This is a genomic window from Catellatospora sp. NPDC049133, assembly GCF_040648455.1.
GTDB lineage: Bacteria > Actinomycetota > Actinomycetes > Mycobacteriales > Micromonosporaceae > Catellatospora > Catellatospora aurea.
In genome coordinates this window covers 40,984-65,538 of the sequence record NZ_JBEZDT010000042.1, presented here as the reverse complement: position 1 = coordinate 65,538, position 24,555 = coordinate 40,984, and the positions used below count along the sequence as shown (strand labels likewise).

The window sequence follows — 24,555 nt, the reverse complement described above, 5'->3', positions numbered from 1 at the left end:
GGTGCCGGGCGGCTACAACATACGGCGTGATCGTGAAGTATCCGCGTACGCCGCATCTGGCCGGATCGCGCCTGCAGCCTGGTGACGAGGACCTGGCCCAGGCGCCGTTCGCGCGTATCCGGGGGCGGCACGTGGTCGCCGAGGAGAAGCTCGACGGGGCGAACGCCGGCATCAGTTTCACCGCCGACGGGCAGCTGCGGTTGCAGTCGCGGGGGCACCAGCTGTCCGGCGGGCCGCGCGAGCGGCAGTTCGCGGTGCTCAAGTCGTGGGCGGCGACGATCGCGCCGCTGCTGTGGGAGCGGCTGGGCGACCGGTACGTGTGCTACGGGGAGTGGATGTACGCCAAGCACACCGTCTTCTACGACGCGCTGCCGCACTACTTCTGCGAGTTCGACGTGCTTGACACGGCCACGGGCGAGTACCTGGACACGCCGCGGCGGCAGGAGCTGCTGGACGGGCTGCCGGTGCGCAGTGTGCCGGTGCTCGCGGCGGGGCCGTTCGAGCGGTTGGAGCAGTTGACGGGGCTGGTGGGGCCGTCGGTGTGCCGTACGCCCAGGTGGCGTGAGGGGCTGGCCGCCGCGGCGGTGGAGGCCGGGGTCGACCCGGAGCGGGCCGCGGCCGAGAGCGACCGTGCCGACGAGATGGAGGGCCTGTACCTCAAGGTCGAGGAGGGCGGCCGGGTGGTGGAGCGCTACAAGTGGGTGCGGCACAGCTTCCTGACGGCGGTGCTGGACTCCGGCTCGCACTGGGCGGACCGGCCGATCGTGGCCAACCGCCTCGCCGACCCCGAGGTGCTGTATGCGGGCCTTTGAGCGGCTGTGCCCGGCCGGGCCGGGCTGGGCGCTGGACTGGGCCGCGGTCGAGCGGGAGTTCGGCTGGATTCGGCGGCTGGCCAGCGTGCCGCAGGATCCGGTGCATCATGCCGAAGGAGATGTGCTGACCCATACCCGGATGGCGGCCGAGGCGCTGACGGCGCTGCCGCAGTGGCGGGACCGGCCACGGGATGAGCAGGTGCGGCTGTTCGCGGCGGTGCTGCTGCACGACGTGGCCAAACCGGACTGCACCCGGCACGAGGACGGGCGGGTGACCGCGCACGGGCACTCCCGGCGCGGGGAGCTGATCGCGCGGCGGGTGCTGTGGGAGGCGGGCGCGCCGATCGAGTGGCGTGAGCACGTGGCGGCGCTGGTGCGCCACCACCAGGTGCCGTTCTGGGCGCTGGAGCGTCCGGATCTGGAGCAGATCACGCTGCGGGTGTCACTGGTCGCGCGCAACGACGACCTGGCGCTGCTGGCGACCGCTGACATCCTGGGCCGGGTCTGCGCGGACGCGGACACGGTGCTGGAGAACATCGGACTGTTCCGGGAGTACTGCGCGGACCTGGGGGTGCTGGACCGGCCGTGGGAGTTCGCCTCCGATCATGCGCGGTTCATGTACTTCCGCACGCCGGGCCGTGATCCGCGGTACGCGGCGTTCGACGACACCCGGCTGACGGTGACGGTGCTGTCGGGGCTGCCCGGGGTCGGTAAGGACACGTGGCTGGCGGCGAACCGGCCGGAGTTGCCGGTGGTGAGCCTGGACGCGATCCGGGAGCAGTCGGGGGTGGACCCGGCCGGTGACCAGCGGGTGGTCGCCGCGGCGGCGCACGAGCTGGCACGCGGACACCTGCGGGCGGGGCGCTCGTTCGCGTGGAACGCGACGAACGTGTCACGCCAGCTGCGCGAGCTGTGCATCGGCCTGGCGGCGGCGTACCGGGCGCGGGTGGAATCGGTGGCGCTGGAGGCGCCGGGTCCGGTGCTGCGGGCGCGCAACGCGGCCAGGCCGGCGCCGGTGCCCGACGCGGTGATCGATAGGATGATCCGCAGGTGGGAGACCCCCGATGTGACGGAGTCGCACACCCTACACCGACTGGACACGAATGATCGTGTACTTCACGTGATCCCGCGGTCACGGGTGGCCTAGAGTAGGCGAGTGATCGAATCGCAGAGCGTCACTGACGCACTACGTATAGCAGCCGAAAGACGTCAAACCTGCGGTTTCTTCTTCGACTTCGACGGCACCCTTTCCGAGATCCGCGACGACCCGGCCGGCGTCGAACCGGTCCCGGGCGCCGTGGCGGCCGTGGCCGAGATCGCCGAACACATCCGCACCGTCGCGGTCGTGTCGGGACGGCCCGTCGACTTCCTGCGCAAGCACTTCGGCGGGCTGCCGGTCCGCCTGTACGGCCTCTACGGCATGGAGTCCCTCGACGCCGACGGGACCCTGTGGACCGACCCCGAGGTCGTGCCGTGGATCTCCGCGGTCGCCGACGTCGCCAAGCGGGCCGTCACCGAACTCGACCCCGACATCCTCGTCGAGGACAAGCGGCTGTCGGTGGCGCTGCACTACCGCACCGCCCCGCACCTGCGCGCCCAGGTCGAACGCTGGGGCGGCGACCGCGCTTCCGAATACGGCCTGTCGCCGCTGCCAGGCCGGATGGTCCTCGAACTCAAACCCCCGATCCGCCGCGACAAGGGCGGCGTCATGCGCTCGGCGACCCGCGACCTGGACTGCGTCTGGTACTTCGGCGACGACCTCGGCGACCTGCCCGCTCTGACCGCGCTCGCCGACCGCGCCAAGACCGACCGCGCCTTCGAGGTGTTCCGGGTCGGGGTGTCCAACCCCGAGACCGGCGACCAGGTCGCGGCCATGATGGACGTCATCGTCGGCTCGCCGCGCGACCTGGTGCCACTGCTGCGCCGGGCCGGGCAGGCCTTCACCCCCTCGCACACCTGATCGAAGCCCCGGCGGCCGCAGGATTGAGCTGCCCGCCGCCGGGGTAAGCGCTGATCATGCCGGAATCAGTCATGGTGTTCTCACCGTCCCCGCAGCTCACCGTCACCATCGAGCAGGTCGGTGACGAGGAGGAGATCCACCTGCACGCCGGCGGCCAGGGTGTCTGGGTCGCCCGCATGATCAAATCCTTGGGCGTACGGGTCGTGCTGTGCTCGGCGTTCGGCGACGAGACCGGCCGCGTCGTGCGCAACCTCATCCTCGACGAGGGCCTGGAGGTCGGCGCGATCGACGTCGCCGCCCGCAACGGCGCCTACGTGCACGACCGCCGCGACGGCACCCGCAACGAGATCGCCCAGGCCCCCGGGCAGCCACTGAGCCGCCACGACCAGGACGAGCTGTACAACGTCGCGCTCGCCGAGGGCCTACGCGCCGACGTCGCGATGCTCGCCGGGGTCGCCGACCCGCAGGTGCTGCCGCCTGACGTGTACCGGCGGCTGGCCGGCGACCTGCGCCGCAACGGCACCAAGGTCGTCGCGGATCTGTCCGGCGACTACCTGACCGCCGTCCTGGAAGGCGGCGTCGACGTGCTCAAGGTGTCGCACGAGGAGGTGCTGCGCGACGGCCGGGCCACCGAGGAGACCATCCCGGGCCTGGTCGCGGCCATGCACCGGCTGCGCGAGGAGGGCGCGGGCGCGGTCGTGCTCAGCCGCGCCGAGCACCCCGCGCTGGTGCTCATCGACGACGAGGTCCGCCAGGTCGAACTGCCGCGCCTGGAGCCCGCCGACCACCGCGGCGCGGGCGACTCGATGACCGCCGGGGTCGTCGCGATGCTGGCGCGCGGCCGCGACCTCGAAGAGGCCATCCGCACCGGCGCGGCCGCGGGCGCCCTCAACGTCACCCGCCACGGCCTGGGCACCGGCCGCGCCGACGTGATCGACCAGTTCACCACCCGGGTCAAGCTGACCCCGCTGCCGGGCGCGAGCGCCGCGGTCCCTCCGGCCGAGCAGCGCGGCGGGCACACGTCCCCCGAGCAGCTCGCGGAGAAGGTGAAGCGCTCGTGACCGGCTCCCCCGCACCGACGAAAGGAAGTCTGATGACCCGGGTCCTGATCACCAACGACGACGGCATCGAAGCACCCGGGCTGCACCGGCTCGCCCACGCCGCGGCCGCCGCCGGGTTCGACGTCGTGGTGGCGGCCCCGGCCCGCGACTCCAGCGGCGCCAGCGCCGCGATCAGCGCCGTCGCCCAGGACGGCCGCATAATCGTCGAGGAGCGCAAACTGCCGGATCTGGACGGCGTGCCCGCGTACGCGGTGACCGGCACCCCGGCGCTGGCCGCGCTGATCGCGACCCGGGGCGCGTTCGGCGACCCGCCCGACGTGGTGCTGTCCGGCGTCAACCGGGGCGCGAACGCCGGCCCTGCGGTCCTGCACTCGGGCACCGTCGGCGCGGCGCTGACCGGGGCCACCTACGGCTGCCGTGGCCTGGCCGTGTCCCTGGACCTGGCCGACGGCGACCTGACCGACGACGACCGGCACTGGGACACCGCAGCGGGGTACGCGGTCGCGCTGCTGCGGTTGCTCGACGAGCTGCCGAAGGAGACCGTGCTCAACCTGAACGTGCCCGATCTGCCGGCCGACCAGGTCCGCGGGCTGTGCCGGGCCAAGTTCGGCCGGTTCGGCCAGGTGCAGATGCGCATCGCCGAGCGTGGCAGCGGCTTCGTGCGCACCGCCCTGGAGGACACCGGCGCGCACCTGGAGCCGGGCACCGACATGGCGCTGCTTGCCGACGGGTATGCCACCGTGACACCGCTGCAGCCGCTCGGCGAGGCCGCCGTGGAACTGCCCGACCTGGCGGATCTGCTGACGACCGTGTGAGCTACGCCGACGAGCCCAGTGCGGAGATCAGGGCGACGCCGCCGCAGCACAGCAGGAAGAACACCGGGAAGAACACCAGCATGATGAGGTAGTTCGACCACATGCCGAAGGTGGTGACGTCGGCGCCCTGCCCGTCGTGGACCCGGTTGCGCCAGCCGCCGAACCGGAACGCGAGCTGGTGTCCCGCGCCGGGGTGCACGGTCAGCGCCGTCTTGATCATCGGCATGCCGATGAAGTCGGTGACCTTGGCCTCGTGCGGCCCGGCCGGGACCACGATGTAGTAGGTGCCCTCGCCGGCGAACGGCACCTCTCGTCCGTCGATCTTCAACCGGCAGGTGGACGCCGCGGACACGATGTACGGGCCGCGGTTGAAGCTCACGATCAGCACGCCGTGGCCCTCCGGCACGGGCACGGGCATCGGATACGCGGTGTAGGGCATGACCGGAGCGGGGGGCAAGGGGTGCGACATGCGGCAGATCATGCCAGAACCCCGCGACGGTCGCGACCGTCCACAAACGAACCGGTGGAACCCGTCGCGGCTCCAGGGAAGCCGCACGCCGGTGGTCAGTGGGCCGGGTTCGGAGTGTGGGGTTTGCGGCCGAGTTGGCGCCAGCCGGTCTCGGCGACGTCGACGCCGTAGTGCTCGGCGGCGGCGAGCAGGTTGGCGAAGGCCAGGTCGCGGTCGTCGTCGTTGACGCCGACGACCTGGTCGAAGCGGGCCAGGGCGTTGCGCACGTGATCGGCGTCGGTCAGCGGCAGCTTGCGGCTGTCCGGGAACGCGAACACCGACTCGGGCAGGCGGTTCTTCTCGGCGGTGCTCAGCTCGCCCTGCACCTCGTACGCCCGCCAGGTGGTTTTGATCTTGGTTGTCATGGTCACATCATGAGCTGGTCGATGGTGATGGGCAGGTCGCGCAGGCGGCGGCCGGTGGCGTGGTGCACGGCGTTGCCGATCGCCGCGGCGACGCCGACCAGGCCGATCTCCCCGATGCCCTTGGTGCCCGACGGAGTGTACCGGTCGGGTTCACCGACGAAGACGACCTCGATGTCGGGCACGTCGGCGTTGACGGCGACCAGGTAGTCGCCGAAGGTGCCGTTGGCGACCCGGCCGGTGCCGGGGTCGGTCAGGGTGTCCTCGAACAGGGCCTGGCCGATGCCGCCGACGGTCGCGCCGATGATCTGGCTGCGGGCCAGCTTCTGGTTGAGGATGCGCCCGCCGTCGGTGACGCTGACGACCCGGCGTACCCGCAGCCGGCCGATCATCGGGTCGATGGCGACCTCGACGAACCGGGCCCCGTACGGGCCCGCGTGGACCATGGACGCGGCGGCCGCGTCCGGTGGCCGCAGCCGGCCGTCGCCGGACGCCTCGACCAGACCCTGCCCGGCGAGCAGGTCGGCGATGGCGACCCGCACCGACGGGTCGTCGCGGCGGCACAGCGCGCCGTCGCGGCAGACCACGTCATCGGGACCCAGCCCGTGCAGCGGCGAGTCGTCGCCGGTCAGGTCCAGCAGCGCCCCCTGCAGGTGGCTCACGGCGTCGATGACGGCGTTGGACAGCGACGAGGCCAGCCCGGAGCCGCCGGAGTGCGCCGAGGCGGGCAGGTCGCTGTCGCCGAGCTGGAAGTCGACCTGCTGCGGGTGCAGGCCGAGCAGATCCGCGGCGACCTGCGTGATGATCGTGTAGGTGCCGGTGCCGATGTCGGTGGCCGCCGAGCGCACGGCGGCGGTGCCGTCGGCGTACACCGTGACCCGGGCCTGGGACACCGGCATGTAGGCGAAGAACCCGGTGGCGGCCATGCCCCAGCCGATGAGCAGGTCGCCCTCACGCATCGACGACGGCCGCGGGTCGCGCCGCGACCAGCCGAACAGCTCCGCGCCGACCTTGCAGCACTCGATGACGGCGTTCGACGACCAGGGTTTGCCGGTCGCCGGGTCGAGGTCGGTGGCGAGGTTGCGCAGCCGCAGTTCGAGCGGGTCCATGCCGAGTTCGTGGGCGAGCTCGTCCATGGCGGTCTCGATCGCCCAGTTGCCCTCGGCCTCGCCGGGCGCGCGCATGGACGTCGGGTAGCGGCGGTTGAGCCGTACGGTGCGTTCCACGGTGGCGACGTTCGGGCAGTTGTACAGGTGCGGTGTGCCGCTGGTGAGCAGCCCCACCGCCGGGAAGTCGATCGACGACAGGCACGACGCCCGGTGCTCGATCATGGTGAGCACACCGTCGCGGCCGGCGCCGAGGCGCACCTGGTGCTCGCTGTTGGGTCGGTGGCCGACGAGTTTGAACATCTGGGGCCGGGTAAGCATGACCTTGACGGGGCGGCCGAGTTCGCGGGCGGCTCCGGCGGCCAGGAGTTTGTACGGCCACTGGTTGAGCCCGGCGCCGAATCCGCCGCCGAGGTAGGGCGTGTGCACGCGTACGCCCGATTCCGGCACGCCGAACATGACGGCCAGCGTGGTGCGCAGCGCGTTGGTGCCCTGCGTGGAGTCGTGGATCTCCAGGTGGTCGCCGTCCCACGCGGCGACGCAGCCCATCAGCCCGAGCGGGTTGTTGGTGTTCTCGGGCGTCGTGTAGGTTGCGCCGACGCGCACGTCGGCGGCTGCCCAGCCGGCCTCGGTGTCGCCGCGGGACGTGTCGGGTGACAGCGCCAGCGGCTCCGGCTGCCCGTCGGCGGGGTCGAGCAGCGCCGGCTCGGCCGCGTAGGTGATCTCGATGAGCCGGGCGGCCTCGGTCGCCTCCTGCGGGGTGTCCGCGACGACCAAGGCGACCTCCTGGCCGTGGAAGACGATCCGGCCGTCCTGCATCGGCGCGATCGGGGCCTCGCCGAACAGCACGGGCGCCGGGGCGTTCAGGCGCGGGAAGTTCTCGTGCGTGAACACGGCCCGCACGCCGGGCAGGGTCAGCAGCGCACTGGTGTCGATCTTCGTGACGCTACCGGCCGGGATGGTCGAGGTGACGATCACGGCGTGCAGCATGCCGGGCAGGGTGACGTCGCTGGAGTACGGCGCGCTGCCGGTGACCTTGTGCGGGCCGTCGACGCGGTCGATCCCCTTGCCGACCCAGGTGCCGAGATCGGGTTTCGTGGCGGTCATCGCGACGCCTCCGTCATGGTGAGCAGCTGCCGGGACAGCGTGCGGACCGCGAGGTCCACCTTGAACGCGGTGCCGGGCACGGTGAACGCCGACGCCATGGTGGCGCGGCCGGCCTGTTCGAAGCGCACCGGGTCGACGTGGGTGCCGCGCAGCATCTCCTCGGCCTCGCGGGCCCGCCAGGGCACCGAGCCGACGCCGCCGAGCGCGATGCGGATGTCGGCGATCATGTCGCCGTCCATCTGCAGCGCTACCGCGGCCGAGGTCAGCGCGAACTCGTAGGAGGCCCGGTCGCGGACCTTCAGGTAACCCGACCGCCAGCCGCTGGGCAGCAGCGGGATGTCGAGCTCGGTGATCAGGTCGCCGTGGCCGAGCACGTTCTCGATCGACGGGCCCTCGTCGGCGCGGACCCAGAACTCGGTCAGCGGGATGCGCCGCTGCCCGCTCGGCCCGGTGACCAGCACCGACGCCTCGACGGCGACCAGTGGCACGGCGACGTCGGAGGCGTGCAGGGCGATGCAGCGCTCGTCGACGCCGAGCACGGCGTGCATCCGGGCGACGTTGTCCACGGCGGCGCAGCCGGAGTCGGGGCTGCGCCGGTTGCAGGCCGACACGGTCGGGTCGCGGAAGTACCGGCAGCGGGTGCGCTGCAGCAGGTTGCCGCCGATGGTGGCCATGTTGCGCAGCTGCACCGACGCCCCCTGCAGCAGCGCCGAGCGCACGAACGCCAGGCGCTGCGCGACCACGGGTTCGGCGGCCAGTTCCTCCATCGTGGTCAGCGCGCCGACCTTGAGCTGCTGACTCTCCACGAGGATGCCGCGCAGCGGCAGGCGGGTGATGTCGACCAGCCGGTCGGGTGTCCACACGCCGTCCTTCATCAGGTCGACCTGGGTGGTGCCGCCGGCCAGGAACGCGGCCTGCGGGTCGGCGGCCACCGTGGCGACGGCCTCGTCGACGGCGGCGGGACGGTCGTACACGAAGGCCCTCATCACGCACCTGCCCCGTCGGCGATCTCACGGACGGCGGCGACGATGTTGGGGTACGCGCCGCACCGGCACAGGTTGCCCGACATGTACTCGCGGATCTCGGCGTCGCTGCCGGCGCGGCCTTCGCGCAGCAGGCACACCGCGGACATCAGCTGCCCGGAGGTGCAGAAACCGCACTGGAACGCGTCGTGGCGCAGGAACGCCTCCTGCATCGGGTGCATGCCCAGCTCGCCGGCGAGCCCTTCGACGGTGGTGACCTGGCGGCCGTCGACCTGCGCGGCGAGCATCAGGCAGGACAGCACCCGGGCTCCGTCGACGTGCACCGTGCACGCGCCGCAGGCACCCTGGTCGCAGCCGCGTTTGGTGCCGGTCAGGCCGGAGCTGTCACGCAGTGCCTCCAGCAGGGTGGTGCGGGTGTCGACGCGCCACTGCACGGGCGCGCCGTTGACGACGGCGAACACGTCGACGGTGTACTGATCCTGCTTCGCTGGGGCACGTGTACCGCTTCGGGTGGTTTTCATAGGACGCCTCCGGCCGCCGCCCGGTCGCCGCAGGGCCCTGCCGCGCCGACGACCGGCATGGAGTGGACATCTCAGGATGCCATCGATCGCCGCAGCTCAGAGCCGATTCGGCACATCCGGTACGGCGGAGGTGAGCACGGGCGCAGGGTGGTGACACACCGTCGAACAGGTCCTCAGGTTCATGATCGGCCCGATCAGGGGGTGGGTGAAATGGTGTAAAGGGTGGTGTAGGGGGCATGGGGACTTAGGGTGTTGGGGGATCACCCCCGACCGTGTGGAGCTAGTACGGGAGGGAACGTATGGGAGACAAGCAGTTCTTTCGCAAGGTCGCCGAGTTGTCGGGGCTGACCGTGGAGGAAGCGGCCGACACGACGCGCGCGACGCTGGAGTGCCTGGCGGCACGGCTGAGCAACGGGGAGAACCGGCACCTGGCGGCGCACCTGCACGAGGGGTTGCGGGACTCGTTGCCGCCCAACGGGCGCATCAAGTGCTTCGACCTGCCGGAGCTGCTGCGGCGGGTCCAGGAGCGGACCGGGCTCAACGAGCGCGACACCGACGCCGGGGTGCGCGGGGTGTTCACGGCCCTGCGCGAGGACCTCGGCGACGAGACGTTCGACCACGTCATGCAGCAGCTGCCCAACGATTTCCGGACCATGGCACGCGGCCGGGTCCGGGCCGCGGCCTAGGGCTTGCGGTAAGCCGTCAGGCTGGTGCGGTCGGCGGACCCGGCGGTCTCCGAGCGCACCAGCCCCACGTCCGGGGCATAGAAGCGCAGCACACGGACGTCGCGCAGCAGCGGCGAGGTCTGCTCGATCGCCACGACGTCGCGGTAGGCGCCCGCGGGCACGCTGACCTGCTCGTGCGTGGCCAGTACCCGGGCGGAGTCCTCGGCCCGGCCGCGGCTGTACCCGATCCGCCAGCGCTGGCCGGGCACAGGCCGGGCCGACATCGCGATGCCGGGCTGCGCGTTCTGCTGCCCGGCCTGCCAGCCGTCGACGCCGGTGAGGGTGCCGTTGACATAGTCACGAGCGGTCTCGCCCAGCAGCCACACGTTGCCGGCGCTGTCCTGGGCGTACCAGCGGCTCTCGTCGCGCACGACGCCGCCGCCGGCGTCGGTGGTCAGCGAACGCGCCGCGACCGCGGCGATACCCGCGACGGCGGGGCCGGGCCCGACGGTGACCTCGGTGCGGAAATCGCCGTCTGGGCTCGGGGTGTCGTAGCTCCACCGGGCCCCGGCCGGTAGCGGCAGGTAGGGGTTGTCGACGACGGTGGTGAAGTCGGCGGGGTCGAGCCGCACGGGCTGCGCGCCCTGCGGCAGCGGCGACGGCGCCGGGGTCGGCGCGGGCGTCGGCGCGGCGGCCGGCTGAGCGGCCGGGCCGAGCAGCAGGCTCGCGGTCAGGGCCAGCGCGAGGGTGAGCGGCTGCAGGTGGCGCACCTGTCCATGCTCGCAACGCAGCTGCACCGGAAATCTGCGTTTGGCGGTAACCGCCCGGTTGAATCCCGATATTGGAAAGATGAGCGGCGTGAGCGAGCGCAGCACCCATGTGGTCGTCATCGGCGGCGGGTTCGCCGGCGTCGCGTGCGCCAGAACCCTGACCGGCCAGCCCGACATCCGGGTGACCCTGCTGGACCGCAACGGCTACCACCAGTTTCAGCCGCTGCTGTACCAGGTCGCCACGGCCGAACTCGACCCCGCCGACGTGTCCTACGACCTCGCCGAGATGTTCGCCGACCACGACAACGTGCAGGTCCGCACCGCCGACGTCGTCGCGGTCGACCCGCAGACCCATACCGTGTCGCTGGCCGACGGCGACACCGTCACCGGCGACGTGTTGGTGCTGGCCGCAGGCGCGCAGGCCAACTTCTTCGGCGTGCCCGGCGCTGCCCAGCACACGTTCCCGCTGTACACCCTCGACGACGCCCTCAGACTGCGCGAGCGGCTGCGGTCGGTCTACCAGGAGGCGGCCGCCGAGGGTCCGGCCAGCGCGGGTGAGATCACGTTCGTGGTCGTCGGCGGTGGCCCGACCGGCGTGGAGACCGCCGGGGCGCTGGCCGAACTCGTCGGCACGATCCTGCCCCGCCAGTTCGAGAAGCTCGCGCTGATCCGGTCCCGGGTCGTGCTCGTCGACCACGGTCACGCCGTGCTGGGCCCGTTCGGCCCGGACGCGCAGGCCTACGCCGCCCAGCAGCTGCAACGCCGCGGCGTACGGCTGCGGCTGGGTGTCACCGCCACCGAGGTCGCCCCGGACCATGTCATCCTCGACGACGGCACGACCGTGCCGACCCGGGCGGTGATCTGGGGCGGTGGCGTGTCGGCCGCGCCGCTGGTCGGCGAATGCCGCATGCCGACCGGGCGCGGCGGGCGCATCGACGTGCGCCCCGATCTGACCGTCGACGGTCACCCGGGTGTCTACGCCGCCGGTGACGCCGCGAACATCCCCGGCGCCGACGGGCTGCCGCTGCCGCAGCTCGCGTCGGTGGCGCAGCAGGCCGGCCGGGTCGTCGGGTTCAACATCATCGCCGAGGCGAACGGGCGGCCGCGCAGCGCGTTCGCGTACCACGACAAGGGCATCATGGCGATGATCGGCCGGGACGCGGCCATCGCCGAACTCGGCGCGCGCCACCACGAGCTGCACGGCAGGATCGCGTTCGCGGCATGGCTGGGCATCCACGCGTACCTGATGGCCGACGCGAAGGCCGAGACCAACGCGTTCATCACCTGGGCCGAGGAGTTCTACCTGCACCCCGGCCACTGCCCGGAGCGGCTGCTCGTCCCGCCCGTCACCGCATCTGCCGCCAGGAGCGCGTCATGACCGCACCCGCCACACCCACGCCCGCCGACGTGTTCGTCATCTTCGGCATCACCGGCGACCTGGCCAAGGTGATGACGTTCCGGTCGCTGTACCGGCTCGACCGCCGCGGCCTGCTCGACTGCCCGATCATCGGCGTCGCCGGGCAGGACTGGACCGTCGAGCAGCTGCGCGACCACGCCCGCGAGTGCATCGCCGGGACCGGCGAACCCGTCGACGACACGGTGTTCGCGCGGTTCGCGGCCCGGCTGTCGTACGTGTCGGGCGACTTCACCGACGCCGGCCTGTACCAGCGGGTCGCCGCGGCGGTCGGTGACGCGAAGGCCCCGGTGTCGTACCTGGAGATCCCGCCGTCGCTGTTCGCGGCCGTCGTCAAGGGCCTGTCCGAGGCCGGGCTGGTGCGGGGCGGGCGGGTCGTGGTCGAGAAGCCGTTCGGCCACGACCTGGCCTCGGCCCGGGAACTGGCCGACCAGCTGCACGAGTACCTCGACGAGTCGCAGCTGTTCCGCATCGACCACTTCCTCGGCAAGATGGGCACCGAGGAGCTGGTGTACCTGCGGTTCGCCAACACGATGCTGGAACCGGTGTGGAACCGCTCCTACGTCGACAGCGTGCAGATCACCATGGCCGAGAGCTTCGGCGTGGCCGACCGCGGCCACTTCTACGACCCGGTCGGCGCGCTGCGCGACGTCGTCGTCAACCACCTCATGCAGGTCCTGGCCGGCGGGGCGATGGAGCCACCGGCCGGACGGCGTCCCGACGCGGTCAAGAACGCCAGCAACGCGCTGTGGAGCGCCGTGCTCGACGCCGACCCAGCGAACTACGTGCGCGGCCAGTACGACGGTTACGCCGACATCGACGGCGTCAAGCCCGGCTCGACGACCGAGACGTACGCCGCCCTGAAACTGGAGATCGACAACTGGCGCTGGTCCGGGGTGCCGTTCTTCATCCGCACCGGCAAGTGCCTGCCGGTGACCCAGACCGAGTTCCGGGTCGTGTTCAAGCGCCCGCCACGCCTGGGCCTGCCCGCGCTGGCCGGGAAGATCCCCGAACCCGACCAGTTCGTCATCAAGCTCGACCCGACCACCGGGGCACGGCTGCGCCTGGACGCCCGCCGTGCCGACGCCGACGGCCCCGAACCGATCACCCTGGACATGGAGTTCGCCGCCGAGGGCGGCGAAGGACCTACGCCGTACGAGGTGCTGCTGCACGCCGCCCTGCTCGGCGACGCGAACCGGTTCACCCGCCAGGACGGCGTCGAGGAGTGCTGGCGCATCCTGCAGCCGCTGCTGGACAAGCCGTCGCCGATCGAACCCTACGCTCCCGGCAGCTGGGGCCCGGCCGGGGCGGACAAGCTCGTCGAAGGCCACGGCTGGCGCGGCCCGTGGATCGTCGACACGGATCCGCCCGGAAAGATGCCATGACCGCCCATGCCGGACCCGGTGTCGTCTCCTCGGCCGCCCCGTCGCCGTTCCCGCCGATCGAGGAGTACGCCTACCTGTCCGACTGCCACACCGGCGCGCTCGTCGCGCCGGACGGGTCCGTCGACTGGCTGTGTGTGCCCCGCTTCGACTCGCCCAGCATCTTCGCCAGCCTGCTGGACCGCGAGAGCGGCATGTTCAAGTTCGGCCCGTACGGCATCGACCACCCCACCGCCCGCCACTACGTGCCCGGCACCAACGTGCTGGAGACCGCGTGGCGCACCAAGACCGGCTGGCTGGTCGTCCGCGACGCCCTCGTGCTCGGCCCCGCCGCAGCCGATGACACCGTCAACCCGCACACCCGCCCACCGGTCGACGTCGACGCCACCCACATCCTGGTCCGCACCGCCGAAGTCGTCGCCGGCACCGTAGCCCTGCAGCTCATCTGCGAACCCGTGTTCGACTACGGCCGCGAGCCGGCGACCTGGCAGCTGCTCGACGGAGGCCGCCGCACCGCCGACGCGACCGGCGGGGGTCTAACCGTACGCCTGGCCACCGACCTGACCCTCGGCGTCGAAGGCGGCCGCGTCCGCGCCCGGCACACCCTGCAGGCCGGACAGCGCGCCTTCTGCGCCCTGTCCTGGGCCGACGGCCTGCTCACCCCCACCGACCCCGATCAGGCCCGCGCCGCGATCGAGCAGACGTGCGAATTCTGGCGGCTGTGGCTGGCCCAGGCCCGCATCCCCGACCACCGGTGGCGCGACCCGCTGCAACGGTCCGCGCTGGCGATCAAGGGTCTCACCTACGTGCCGACCGGCGCGACCGTCGCCGCCGCCACCACCTCGCTGCCCGAGACTCCCGGCGGGTCGCGCAACTGGGACTACCGCTACACGTGGATGCGCGACAGCACCTTCACGCTGCGGGCCCTGCACCTGCTGAACCTCGACTGGGAGGCCGAGGAGTTCATGCAGTTCATCGCCGACGTGGAACCCACCGAGGACGGCTCCCTGCAGATCATGTACGGCATCGACGGCCGCCGCGAACTGCCCGAGACCTCCGTCGACGAGCTGTCTGGCTACAACGGCGCCAGGCCGGTGCGCGTCGGCAACGCCGCCTACCGGCAGCGGCAGAACGACGTCTACGGGGCCGTGCTCGACGCGATCCTGCTGCACAGCCGCCGCAGCCAGCGCCTGCCCCGTCGGCTGTGGCCGCTGGTCGTGTCGCAGGCCGACTGTGCCACGAAGGCCTGGACCGAACCCGACCAGGGCATCTGGGAGGCCCGCGGCGACCCGCAGCACTACGTGTCCAGCAAACTCATGTGCTGGGTGGCGCTGGACCGCGCCGCGAAGCTCGCCGTGCTGCGCGGCGACGGCGAACGCGCCGCCGACTGGGCGCGGACCGCCGAGCAGATCCGCGCCGACATCCTCGCCAACGGCGTCACCGCCGACGGCGTCCTGCGCCAGCACTACGGCACCGACGCCCTCGACGCCTCCACCCTGCTCGCCGCCGTGTTCCGGTTCCTGCCCGGCGACGACCCCCGCCTGAAGGCGACCGTCGACGCCATCGCCACCGGGCTCACCGACAACGGATTCGTGCTGCGCTACCGCACCGACCAGACCGACGACGGGCAGACCGGCCGCGAAGGCACCTTTCTGATCTGCTCGTTCTGGCTGGTGTCCGCCCTGGCCATCGTCGGCGACCTGCAAAAAGCCCGGGACCTGATGGAACGGCTGCTGCGGGTGCGCTCGCCGCTGGGCCTGTACGCCGAGGAGTTCGACGCCCAGACCGGCAGGCACCTGGGCAACTTCCCCCAAGCCTTCTCACACCTGGCGCTCATCGGAGCCGCCGGGATGATCATTCTCGCGGAGCGGTTGGGAGAACTCTGATGGACGCATACGACGTGATCATCATCGGTACCGGCGCCGGCGGCGGCACCCTGGCCCGTTACCTCGCGCCGTCCGGCAAGCGCGTCCTGCTGCTCGAACGCGGCGACTGGCTGCCCCGCGAGCCGGAGAACTGGGACACCGCCGAAGTCTTCATCGACAACCGGTACATCTCCAAGGACACCTGGTACGACAAGCACGGCAACGGGTTCCAGCCGCAGGTCCACTACTACGTCGGCGGCGCGACCAAGCTCTACGGCGCGGCCCTGTACCGGCTGCGCCGCGAGGACTTCGGGCAGCTCAAGCACCACGACGGCATCTCCCCGGCCTGGCCCGTCTCCTACGAGGAGATGGAGCCGTATTACACGATGGCCGAGCAGCTGTACGAGGTGCACGGCAACCGCGGCGAGGACCCCACCGAACCCTTCGCGTCCGGGCCCTACCCGTACCCGGCCCTGCACCACGAGCCGCGCATCCAGCAGCTGTCCGACGACCTCGCGGCCGCCGGCTACCACCCGTTCCACGCCCCGGTCGGGGTGCGGCTCAACGAGCAGAACATGCCCTACAGCATCTGCGTGCGCTGCCAGCACTGCGACGGCTTCCCGTGCCCGCTGCACGCCAAGTCCGACGCCGAGACCCTGGCCGTGCGGCCCGCGCTGCAGGCGCCCAACGTCACCCTGCTCACCCACGCCCACGCCGTACGCCTGGAGACCAACCTCGCCGGCACCGCCGTCACCCAGGTCGTCGTGGACCACGAAGGCCACGAGGAGCGCTACGCCGCCGACATCGTCGTGGTGTCGGCAGGCGCGGCCAACTCCGCGAAGCTGCTGCTGATGTCGGCCAGCGACCTGCACCCGCACGGCCTGGCGAACTCGTCCGACCAGGTCGGGCGCAACTACATGTACCACCTGTCGCAGGCCGTGCTCGCCCTGTCGCGCGAACCCAACGAGACCAGGTTCCAGAAGACCCTGGGCCTCAACGACTTCTACTTCCGCGGCCCCGACTTCGACTACCCCATGGGCAACATCCAGATGATCGGCAAGTCCGAGCCCGACATGTACCGCGGCGAGAAGCCGCTGGCCACCAAACTCGCCCCGAGCTGGGCGCTGGCCGACGTCGCCCGGCACGCCGTCGACTTCTGGCTGTCCACCGAGGACCTGCCCCGGCCCGACAACCGGGTGACCGTCAGCCGCGACGGCCACATCACGCTCGACTACACCCCGAGCAACCCCACCGCCGCCAAACGGCTCTACCACCAGCTCAAGTCGATGCTGTCCACCATGCAGCTGCACGAGGATCACCTCGTGCACCGCTTCGCCTACATGAAGTCCGACATCCCGATCGCGGGCGTCGCGCACCAGGCCGGGACCTGCCGTTTCGGCACCGACCCGGCCACCAGCGTGCTCGACGCGCACTGCAAGGCCCACGAACTCGACAACCTGTACGTCGTCGACACCAGCTTCTTCCCCAGCATCGGCGCGGTCAACCCGGCCCTGACCGCCATGGCCAACGCCCTGCGTGTCGGCGAGCACATCGCCGGCCGCCTCGGCGTCAGCTACGCCGCACCCGCCACCACGGCCCCGGGAGCCCCGCGGTGACCGACCCCACCGCGGACTACTTTCACAGCCTCGGCGAGCACGGCCGCTACCCGCTGCTGCGCGCCACCTCCGGCACCATCCGCTTCGACCTGACCGGCGACGGCCACGCCGAGCACTGGCGCGTCGCCATCGACAAAGGCCACATCGAGGTCAGCCGCGGCGGCGAACACGCCGACTGCGTCGTGCACGTCGCCAAGAACCTGTTCGACGGCATGGTCACCGGCCAGGTCAACACGATGGCCGCGGTGCTGCGCGGCCAGATCGACGTGGAAGGCGAGCTGCACCTCATCGTCATGCTGCAACGGCTGTTCCCCGGGCGGCCACCGCTGCCCGCACCGGCGACCCGGAGGCACCAGAAATGACCACCACCGGCTCTGTCAGCACCCTCGACGGCAACACGTTCGTCGTCAGCGACACCGCCGGCGACATCGACGCCTCACCCACCGAACCCAACGGCCTGTTCTCCTGGGACACCCGCTACCTGTCCCGCTGGGTGCTCACCCTGGACGGGCACCGCCTCAACCCGCTGTCGACCGACGACCTGCACTACTTCGAGACCCGGTTCTTCCTCGTGCCCGGCACCGGCACCGTCTACGTCGACGCGACCCTGTCGGTCATCCGCCGCCGCGAGGTCGTCGACGGCTTCCGCGAGGAACTCACCATCCTCAACCACAGCGCCACCCCCGTCACGCTGAGCCTGCGCCTGGACGCCGCCGCCGACTTCGCCGACCTGTTCGAGGTCAAGGACCACCTCAAGAAGAAGGGCAAGTACTACACCCGCATCGACGGCAACCTGCTGCTGCTCGGCTACGAACGCCAGACCTACCGCCGAGAGACCCTCATCAACACCGCCGTCTCCACCCACGTCGACGCCCACGGCCAGCCCACCGACGCCCCCGCCGCCGCCATCGACGAACACGGCATCACCTACACCGTGCACCTCGGCGGGCACAGCAGCTGGACCACCGACCTGCACGTGCGCTGCTCACTGTGGGGCTGGGCCGCCAACCAGCGCGTCACCGCCCGCACCGAGACCGGGCACACCCGCAAGGACATGGAGGAGGACCTCGACGAGTGGATCGCCGGAGCGCCGAAACTCGAATGCGACTGGGAGCCGCTCAAGCACACGTACCGGCGCAGCCTCACCGACCTGGCCGCCCTGCGCTTCGCGCCCATGACCTCCGGCGAACGCACCCTGCCCGCCGCGGGCCTGCCCTGGTTCATGACCATGTTCGGCCGCGACAGCATCCTCACCAGTCTGCAGGCCCTGCCCTACGCGCCGTCGCTGGCCGCCACGACACTGGCCGAACTCGGCGCCCGCCAGGGCAGCCGTATCGACGACTTCCGCGACGAAGACCCCGGCAAGATCCTCCACGAGATGCGGTACGGCGAGCTCACCGCCTTCGAGGAGCGGCCCCACTCCCCCTACTACGGCTCCGCCGACAGCACCGCGCTGTTCCTCATCCTGCTCGACGAGTACGAGCGCTGGAGCGGCGACACCAAACTCGTCCGCGACCTGGAATTCGAGGCCCGCGCCGCCCTCAACTGGATCGATCAGTACGCCGACCTGCGCGGCGACGGCTACGTCTGGTACCAGACCCGCAACCGCGACACCGGCCTGGAGAACCAGTGCTGGAAGGACTCCTGGGACTCCATCTCCTACTCCGACGGCCGCCTGCCCGGCTTCCCCCGCGCCACCTGCGAACTGCAGGGCTACGCCTACGACGCCAAGAAACGCGCCGCCCGCCTGGCCCGCACCGTCTGGCACGACCCCACCCTCGCCGACGCCCTCGACGAGCAGGCCGCCGACCTCAAACGCCGCTTCAACCGCGACTTCTGGATCGAGGACCGCAAGTACTACGCGCTCGCCCTCGACGCCGACGGCAGCCAGGTCGACACCCTGTCCTCCAACATCGGCCACCTGCTCTGGTCCGGCATCGTCGAACGCCGCCGCGCCCACCACATCGTCGAGCACCTGCTCGGACCCCGCCTCTACTCCGGCTGGGGCATCCGCACCCTGGCCGAGGGCGAGGAACGCTACAACCCCGTCGGCTACCACGTCGGCACCGTCTGGCCGTTCGACAACTCGTTCATCGCCTGGGGGCTGCGCCGCTACGGCTACAAGAACGAAGCCGCCCGCGTCGCCGCCGGCATCCTCGACGCCGCCGAGTTCTTCAACGGCCGCCTGCCCGAGGCCTTCTGCGGCTACGACCGCGCCGTCACCAAGTACCCCGTCCCGTATCCCACCGCGTGCAGCCCGCAAGCCTGGTCCACCGGCACTCCGCTGCTGCTGCTCGGCACCATGCTCGGTCTGCAGGCCGTCGACGAGCACCTCGTCGTCGACCCCGCCCTGCCCGTCGGCATCGGCCATCTCGCGCTGCTCGACGTGCCCGGCCGCTGGGGGCACCGCGACGCCTACGGCCGCGGCCGCGTCCAGGTCCGCGCCGACGACCGGCTGCGCAAACTCCGGCCCCAGCTGTCGACCCTGCAGACCCTCGTCAACCGGCGCGAATCCTGATGGCCACCCGCACCCAGACCACCGTCGTCGACGTCGCGGGGGTCGTCCAGGGCATCGTCCTGGTCACCATCCCCGCCGCCAGCACCATCCTCACCGACCCGGCCCATTACGGCCTGTCCAGCGCCCAGTACGGCGTGATGTTCGCCCCGCAGGTCGTCGCCGCCATCGCCGCCGCGCTTGCCGGCGCGGGCCTGGCCCGCCGCCACGGCACCCACGCCGTCTACCTGGCCGGGCTGGCCTGCTCCCTGGTCTCCATGGTGCTGCTACTTGCCAGCGCAGCCGTCATGCACCAGCAGAATCTCGCCTACCCGCTGCTGCTGGCCGCCACCGCGTTCCTCGGCGCGGGATTCGGCCTGGCCGTACCCGCGCTCAACTCCCTGGCCGCCGCGTTCCACCCCGGGGCCGTGGACCGGGCCGTGCTGATCCTCAACGCGCTGCTCGGACTCGGCACCGCGCTCGCGCCCGTGTTCGTCGCCCTGTTCGTCGGGCTCGGCTTCTGGTGGGGCCTGCCGGTGCTGTCCACCCTGCTGCTCGTCGGCCTGATCGCGGTCAGCCTCCGGCTGCCCATGCACACCGGCGCGCGCGCCGCCGCCACCGCCGCTCGCGGGCGCATCCCGGCCCGGTTCTGGCTCTACGCAGCCTTCGCGCTGCTGTACGGCATCTGCGAGACCATCAACGGCAACTGGGCCCAGCTCGACATGACCAGCAGCGTCGGGGCCGGCGCCACGACCGCCGCGCTCGCGCTCACCGCGTTCTGGGCCATGGTCACCCTCGGGAGGCTGCTGTTCGCCGCGATCACCCGGTGGCTGCCCGCCCGCGCCACCTTCCACCTGCTGCCGTTCGCCTTGGCCGGGGTCTTCGCCATCATCGCGAGCCTGCCGCGCGGCCACGACGTCCAGGGCGTGCTCGCGTTCGGCGCCGCCGGGCTCTGCTGCTCCGCCCTGCTGCCGCTCACCATCAGCTTCGGCCAGGGCGAACTCACCGGCTTCACCACCGCCGTCGCCGGTGGGGTCATCGCCGCCTACCAGCTCGGCTACGGCATCGCCGCGTTCGGCGCGGGCCCGCTCGTCAACGCAGGCACCCCGTTGTCGCACCTGTACGGCATCGCCGTGTTCGTCGCGCTCGCCATGGGCCTGCTGTCCTTCGCCGTCGCCCATCGCCGGCCCCCGCCACCCGCGCTGCACCCCGCACCGGCACCCTCGCACAGTCCTGGCACGAGCTGACGGCCGACGTGCCTACGCTGCGCTCGCCCCGCGCTGCCGCACACCCAGACCGACCAGTGACTCCGACAGCTCGGCCAGCGAACCCACCACCGGCCCCGCCCACACCCTCGACCGGTCCACGAACTCCGCCGTACGCACCACCGACAGGCCGACCGCCGCCGCACCCGCCAGTTCGTCGTCCGCGCCGTCGCCGACGAACACGCAGTCCTGCGGCGCGACCCCGAGCTTGTCCACGGCCGCCAGGTAGATGCCAGGCTCCGGCTTGGCGACCCCGGCCACGCACGAGAACACCGCCACGTCGAACCGGCGCGACAGCCCGCTGCTCGGCCACGCCTCGGCGACCTCCGCCGTCGCATTGCTGACCAGGCCCAGCCGCCATCCTGCCGCCCGCAGCCCGTCCAGCGTCACCAGGGTGCCCGACGGGGCCGAGTTCAGCAGCCACGAGGCCAGTTCCAGCCGCAGCGCGGCCGCGCGCCGCACCTGGTCCGCCGACGGCTTGCCGCCGAGCCGCCGGGCCAGCCGGCGTACCGTCTCCTCCGCCGACCAGCGCACCAGCCGCTCGCGCCAGGAGTCGTGATACGCGTAGACCATCGCGGTCGGATCCACGCCGACGATCTCGCCCATCCTGGCCACGACCCGGTCCCGCTGCGCGTCCGCGCCGTCGAGCAGCGTGTGGAAAAGGTCGAACAGAATGGTCCCGGGCACGGCCGAAGGCTACCAGCCCGACCGGCGAGCTCACCCAGCGTCATCACCGCCGCCACCAGGCGGGACACGGCCGGATCGCGCGGGCAGGTCCCCGGCTCCGCTACGGTCGCCAGTCCAGGACCACCTGAAACAAGGGCAAATCGCCCACGTCCCGCGTGTCGGTCGGGCGAAGCCCGACGTCGTGAGCCGCGGTCGACGACGGACAGCGGTCACCAGGGGCGGCGCAGTGTCAGCGACTGGAACGTGTACTCGCCGACGGCGACCGTGTGGAAATCCTCGACCTCGAAGGACGTCCGCGCGAAGGCCAGCAGGGCGTCGTCGGTGCGCCAGGCGAAGAAGCGCTGCGGCTCGTGCCGGTCGGCCACCAGCACGCCCTCGTGGTGCAGCCCGCCCCAGACGCCCAGGAAGAACAGACCGCCGGGCACCAGGACGCGGCGGATGTTGTCCAGCACGGCGGGCAGATCGGTGTCGGGCACGTGCAGCAGGCAGTTCAGCGCGTACACGGCATCGACGGACGCGTCCGGCAGGCCCAGGTCGAGGAAGTCGGCCACCCGGGCGTCCACGCCCTTGGCACGGCACCGGGCCACCATCTCGGGTGACAGGTCCACGGCGACGACCTCGAATCCGGCGTCCATGAAGTGCCGGCTGTCCTGACCGGTTCCCGCTCCGAGTTCGAGCAGGGTGCGCCGCTGCTCGGCGTGCAGCCGGTCGGCGAACGCGGCCCGCTCGGCGACCTTCCAGGGCTCCTTGTCGTGGGTGTCGCGCTCGGCGGCGCCGCCGTCGTAAGCCTGTCGCAGGTCGGCGAGCACGTCGCCGTACCGGATGCTCATGGATCTCCCCCGCTGTCCGAATGCGGTTCAGCGTAGGGGCGCGCGGCCGGTGGTGCCGCCCCCACACGCGCTGCGCATCCTAGGAGGCTGGTCCCCTGCCGTGTTCGACCGCCAGCGGCTACGCTGCGCAGTTGATGTCCACACCGCACCCCGAAGAGACGACCCGGCCCTGCGCGTACTGCGGCAAGCCGGTCACGCAACGTGCCGCCGCCGGGCGGCCGTTCCGCTACTGCCGTGACAACGACGGCGCCTGCCAGGCCGCCGCCCGTAACAGCCGGCTGCGCCACCGCAACTCCCCCGGCCTCGCCGGGCAGGTCGCCAAGGCGTACGAGGTCGTCGAGAAGCTCGAACAGGTCGCCGAGACGCTCGTCGAGGCGCTCGAGGCGGAGCTGTCCCCCACCGGTGTGGAGCGCCGGCTCGCCGAGGTCCGCGCCGAGGCCGCGCAGCAGGTCGCGGGTGCGCACACCGAACGCGACGAGGCCCGCCGCGACGCCGAACTCGCCGTACGCGCCGCCCGCGAGGCGACCGAGGCCGCCACCCGTGCCAAAGCCGACGCCGAACTCGCCGTGCGCGAGGCCGCCGATCACGCCGAGACCAGCGTCCGCGAGGCCCGCGAGGCCGCCGAGGCTGCGGTGGCAGCAGCCGAGGCACGGGTCACCGAGCAGCGTGAACTCGCCGAACAGGCTGCGGCGGCCGCCGCCGAGTCCGCTCGCGTCACGGCTGCGGCGTTCGCTGAGCGTGACACCGCCCGGCGCGAGCACTCCGCCGCGGAGGCGCTGCGTGCCGAGGCCTACCGCGACCGCGACGCCACCCGGGCGGCCGCCGACCAGGTGCAGGCCGCGTTCGACCTGGCCCGCGCGGCCGCGGAGGAGGCCGGGCGGGAAGCCGAGGCGTCGAAGGCCGAACTGGTCCGAGCGCAGCAGCAGGCCGCGGCTGCCCAGGCCGAGACCGCTGCGGTACGGCAGGAGCAGGCGCAGCAGGTGACGGCGCTGCAGTCGGAGCTGGCCGCGGCACGGACGGCGGCCGCGACGACGGAGGCCGCCCGATCCGCGGCGGAGATCCTGGCGCAGCAGCGGCAGACCGACGTGACCGTGCTGACGGTGCAGCGCGACGCGGCCGTGGCCGAGGCGGCGGCACTGCGCGCCCGGGTCGACGAGCTGACCGGCCAGGTCGGACAGCTGGCGGGCACGCTCACCCAGCTCACCGCGAAACTGACCGTCCCCGCCCAGCCCTCGCCGACCGCCTGACGGACCCCCGGCTGCGGGTGGCTGCGACCGGTCGGGCCTCCTGCTGTCGGAGGAGGGGCGGCCGGTGGCAGGAGGGCGGTGCGGCCTCGCGGCAGGAGTCGCGGCGACGCCGTTTCCGCGAGCGTCGGGGGTATGAACCCTCTCTCGCGCACCACCTCCGGCCTGCGTACGGCGCTGCACGGCAGCCGTGCCCTCACCTGGCTGGCCGCCCTGATGACGGCGCTGCTCGTGGTTGCCGTCGTCGGCCTGGTCGTCGACGGCCGCACCATCGGCGGCCAACCGGTGTGGCTGAAACCGGCCAAGTTCGCCGTCTCGTTCACGGTGTACGGGCTGACCCTGGCCTGGCTCATCGGCCACCTGCGGCGGGGCCGTCGGGTCGCCCGCTGGGCGGCGTACGTCATCGTGGTCACGGGCGTGCTGGAGGTCGGAATCATCGTGTTCCAGGCCGCGCGCGGCCGGGCCAGCCACTACAACGAGGCCACTGCGCTGGACGAGGCGCTGTGGCAGATCATGGGCCCGACCATCATGGTGCTGTGGATGGCGACCGTCGTGCTGACGGTGCTGCTGTGGCGCGACGGCATGCCGGACCGGGCGAGCACCTGGGCCGTCCGGCTGGGCATGGTCCTGCTGCTGCTCGGGCCGCTGCAGGGGTTCACGATGGTGGTGCCGACGGCCGAGCAGCTCGCACTCGACGAGCAGGGCGTGGGCACGCTGATGGGCGCACATGCGGTCGGGGTCAGCGACGGCGGCCCGGGTATGCCGCTGACGGGCTGGAGCACCACGGGCGGCGACCTGCGGATCGGGCACTTCGTCGGCATGCACGGGCTGCAGGCGTTGCTGCTGTTCGCGATGGTGTTGGCGGCGCTGGTCGCGGATGTGGGGCGGCGTGCCCGGCTGGTGGTCGTGTTCGCGCTCGCCTATGCCGGTCTGCTCGTGCTGGTGACCTGGCAGGCGCTGCGCGGCCAGCCGCTGTTCGCGCCGGACGCGCTGACGCTGGCGGCGGCGGGCGGTCTGCTCGCGGCCGCGGTGTTCGGAGCGGTCTTCGCGTGGCGGTCGCCGCGGCCGGTGTCCGGTTAGGATGGCAG

General features: G+C 72.0%; 23 protein-coding genes. 15 read left to right on the top strand and 8 right to left on the bottom strand.

Annotation, left to right across the window (positions count from 1 at the left end):
* Window positions 1–26 precede the first annotated feature (26 nt).
* Genes AB0B35_RS35235 through AB0B35_RS35215 form a run of 5 tightly spaced genes read left to right on the top strand, consistent with a single transcriptional unit; the run spans window position 27 to window position 4,648 of the window.
* Window positions 27–812, top strand: coding sequence for an RNA ligase family protein (locus AB0B35_RS35235; protein ID WP_361054154.1), 786 nt, complete (start codon window positions 27–29; stop codon window positions 810–812).
* Window positions 799–1,959, top strand: coding sequence for an AAA family ATPase (locus AB0B35_RS35230; RefSeq protein WP_361054151.1), 1,161 nt, complete (start codon window positions 799–801; stop codon window positions 1,957–1,959). Before AB0B35_RS35235 ends, AB0B35_RS35230 begins: the two co-directional genes overlap by 14 nt.
* 9 nt (window positions 1,960–1,968) lie before the next feature.
* Window positions 1,969–2,772: a trehalose-phosphatase gene (gene otsB, locus AB0B35_RS35225; RefSeq protein WP_361054148.1), complete on the top strand. Its 804-nt coding sequence runs from the start codon at window positions 1,969–1,971 to the stop codon at window positions 2,770–2,772.
* Window positions 2,773–2,828: 56 nt separating this feature from the next.
* Entirely contained in the window at window positions 2,829–3,833 is a 1,005-nt protein-coding gene (locus AB0B35_RS35220; RefSeq protein WP_361054145.1) for a PfkB family carbohydrate kinase, read from the top strand.
* Between the two features lie 32 nt (window positions 3,834–3,865).
* A complete protein-coding gene (locus AB0B35_RS35215; protein ID WP_361054143.1) occupies window positions 3,866–4,648 on the top strand; it encodes a 5'/3'-nucleotidase SurE in 783 nt (260 codons plus the stop codon).
* 1 nt (window position 4,649) lies between these two features.
* Here the strand turns inward: AB0B35_RS35215 and AB0B35_RS35210 are convergent, their stop codons facing one another.
* The 5 genes from AB0B35_RS35210 to AB0B35_RS35190 all read right to left on the bottom strand — a co-directional run bounded on the left by AB0B35_RS35210 (window position 4,650) and on the right by AB0B35_RS35190 (window position 9,235).
* The gene (locus AB0B35_RS35210; RefSeq protein WP_361054141.1) at window positions 4,650–5,117 is read right to left on the bottom strand and encodes a hypothetical protein; all 468 of its coding nucleotides are present in this window, start codon (window positions 5,115–5,117) and stop codon (window positions 4,650–4,652) included.
* A gap of 95 nt (window positions 5,118–5,212) precedes the next feature.
* Window positions 5,213–5,521, bottom strand: a complete 309-nt coding sequence (locus tag AB0B35_RS35205; protein ID WP_361054138.1) for a DUF6582 domain-containing protein — start codon at window positions 5,519–5,521, stop codon at window positions 5,213–5,215.
* A gap of 2 nt (window positions 5,522–5,523) precedes the next feature.
* Window positions 5,524–7,731: a xanthine dehydrogenase family protein molybdopterin-binding subunit gene (locus AB0B35_RS35200; RefSeq protein ID WP_360539717.1), complete on the bottom strand. Its 2,208-nt coding sequence runs from the start codon at window positions 7,729–7,731 to the stop codon at window positions 5,524–5,526.
* Window positions 7,728–8,717, bottom strand: coding sequence for a xanthine dehydrogenase family protein subunit M (locus AB0B35_RS35195; RefSeq protein ID WP_360539719.1), 990 nt, complete (start codon window positions 8,715–8,717; stop codon window positions 7,728–7,730). The genes AB0B35_RS35200 and AB0B35_RS35195 overlap by 4 nt, the downstream gene beginning before the upstream one ends.
* Window positions 8,717–9,235, bottom strand: coding sequence for a (2Fe-2S)-binding protein (locus tag AB0B35_RS35190; RefSeq protein ID WP_361054135.1), 519 nt, complete (start codon window positions 9,233–9,235; stop codon window positions 8,717–8,719). The genes AB0B35_RS35195 and AB0B35_RS35190 overlap by 1 nt, the downstream gene beginning before the upstream one ends.
* Window positions 9,236–9,534: 299 nt before the next feature.
* Here AB0B35_RS35190 and AB0B35_RS35185 point away from each other — a divergent pair, with 299 nt between their 5' ends.
* Window positions 9,535–9,921, top strand: coding sequence for a DUF2267 domain-containing protein (locus tag AB0B35_RS35185; RefSeq protein WP_361054132.1), 387 nt, complete (start codon window positions 9,535–9,537; stop codon window positions 9,919–9,921).
* Here AB0B35_RS35185 and AB0B35_RS35180 read toward each other — a convergent pair.
* The gene (locus tag AB0B35_RS35180) at window positions 9,918–10,670 is read right to left on the bottom strand and encodes a hypothetical protein (protein ID WP_361054129.1); all 753 of its coding nucleotides are present in this window, start codon (window positions 10,668–10,670) and stop codon (window positions 9,918–9,920) included. The two genes, AB0B35_RS35185 and AB0B35_RS35180, sit on opposite strands and share 4 nt — an antisense overlap.
* 79 nt (window positions 10,671–10,749) lie before the next feature.
* On the opposite strand from AB0B35_RS35180, the gene AB0B35_RS35175 reads away from it, so the two are divergent.
* The 7 genes from AB0B35_RS35175 to AB0B35_RS35145 are packed head-to-tail and all read left to right on the top strand — an operon-like array spanning window position 10,750 to window position 20,688.
* A complete protein-coding gene (locus AB0B35_RS35175) occupies window positions 10,750–12,048 on the top strand; it encodes an NAD(P)/FAD-dependent oxidoreductase (protein WP_361054127.1) in 1,299 nt (432 codons plus the stop codon).
* Window positions 12,045–13,469: a glucose-6-phosphate dehydrogenase gene (locus tag AB0B35_RS35170; protein ID WP_361054124.1), complete on the top strand. Its 1,425-nt coding sequence runs from the start codon at window positions 12,045–12,047 to the stop codon at window positions 13,467–13,469. Before AB0B35_RS35175 ends, AB0B35_RS35170 begins: the two co-directional genes overlap by 4 nt.
* The gene (locus tag AB0B35_RS35165) at window positions 13,466–15,352 is read left to right on the top strand and encodes a glycoside hydrolase family 15 protein (RefSeq protein WP_361054121.1); all 1,887 of its coding nucleotides are present in this window, start codon (window positions 13,466–13,468) and stop codon (window positions 15,350–15,352) included. The genes AB0B35_RS35170 and AB0B35_RS35165 overlap by 4 nt, the downstream gene beginning before the upstream one ends.
* Window positions 15,352–16,947: a GMC family oxidoreductase gene (locus AB0B35_RS35160; RefSeq protein ID WP_360536531.1), complete on the top strand. Its 1,596-nt coding sequence runs from the start codon at window positions 15,352–15,354 to the stop codon at window positions 16,945–16,947. The genes AB0B35_RS35165 and AB0B35_RS35160 overlap by 1 nt, the downstream gene beginning before the upstream one ends.
* Window positions 16,944–17,309: an SCP2 sterol-binding domain-containing protein gene (locus tag AB0B35_RS35155; protein ID WP_360536533.1), complete on the top strand. Its 366-nt coding sequence runs from the start codon at window positions 16,944–16,946 to the stop codon at window positions 17,307–17,309. Before AB0B35_RS35160 ends, AB0B35_RS35155 begins: the two co-directional genes overlap by 4 nt.
* Window positions 17,306–19,465 carry a glycogen debranching N-terminal domain-containing protein gene (locus AB0B35_RS35150; protein WP_361054118.1) on the top strand — a complete coding sequence of 720 codons (2,160 nt, stop codon included), beginning with the start codon at window positions 17,306–17,308 and terminating at the stop codon, window positions 19,463–19,465. Before AB0B35_RS35155 ends, AB0B35_RS35150 begins: the two co-directional genes overlap by 4 nt.
* Window positions 19,465–20,688, top strand: coding sequence for an MFS transporter (locus tag AB0B35_RS35145; protein ID WP_361054115.1), 1,224 nt, complete (start codon window positions 19,465–19,467; stop codon window positions 20,686–20,688). Before AB0B35_RS35150 ends, AB0B35_RS35145 begins: the two co-directional genes overlap by 1 nt.
* A 12-nt stretch (window positions 20,689–20,700) precedes the next feature.
* On the opposite strand, the gene AB0B35_RS35140 is transcribed toward AB0B35_RS35145, so the two are convergent.
* Together AB0B35_RS35140 and AB0B35_RS35135 are read right to left on the bottom strand one after the other, a co-directional pair.
* Window positions 20,701–21,393, bottom strand: a complete 693-nt coding sequence (locus AB0B35_RS35140; RefSeq protein WP_361054112.1) for an HAD-IA family hydrolase — start codon at window positions 21,391–21,393, stop codon at window positions 20,701–20,703.
* 209 nt (window positions 21,394–21,602) lie between these two features.
* A complete protein-coding gene (locus tag AB0B35_RS35135; protein ID WP_361054110.1) occupies window positions 21,603–22,223 on the bottom strand; it encodes a class I SAM-dependent methyltransferase in 621 nt (206 codons plus the stop codon).
* Window positions 22,224–22,357: 134 nt separating this feature from the next.
* Between AB0B35_RS35135 and AB0B35_RS35130 the strand changes: the two genes are divergently transcribed.
* Both AB0B35_RS35130 and AB0B35_RS35125 read left to right on the top strand, forming a co-directional pair.
* Window positions 22,358–23,470, top strand: coding sequence for a serine/threonine protein kinase (locus AB0B35_RS35130; RefSeq protein WP_361054107.1), 1,113 nt, complete (start codon window positions 22,358–22,360; stop codon window positions 23,468–23,470).
* 132 nt (window positions 23,471–23,602) lie between these two features.
* Window positions 23,603–24,547 (top strand): hypothetical protein, encoded by a 945-nt coding sequence (locus AB0B35_RS35125; RefSeq protein ID WP_361054104.1) that lies wholly within the window; start codon window positions 23,603–23,605, stop codon window positions 24,545–24,547.
* Window positions 24,548–24,555 lie beyond the last annotated feature (8 nt).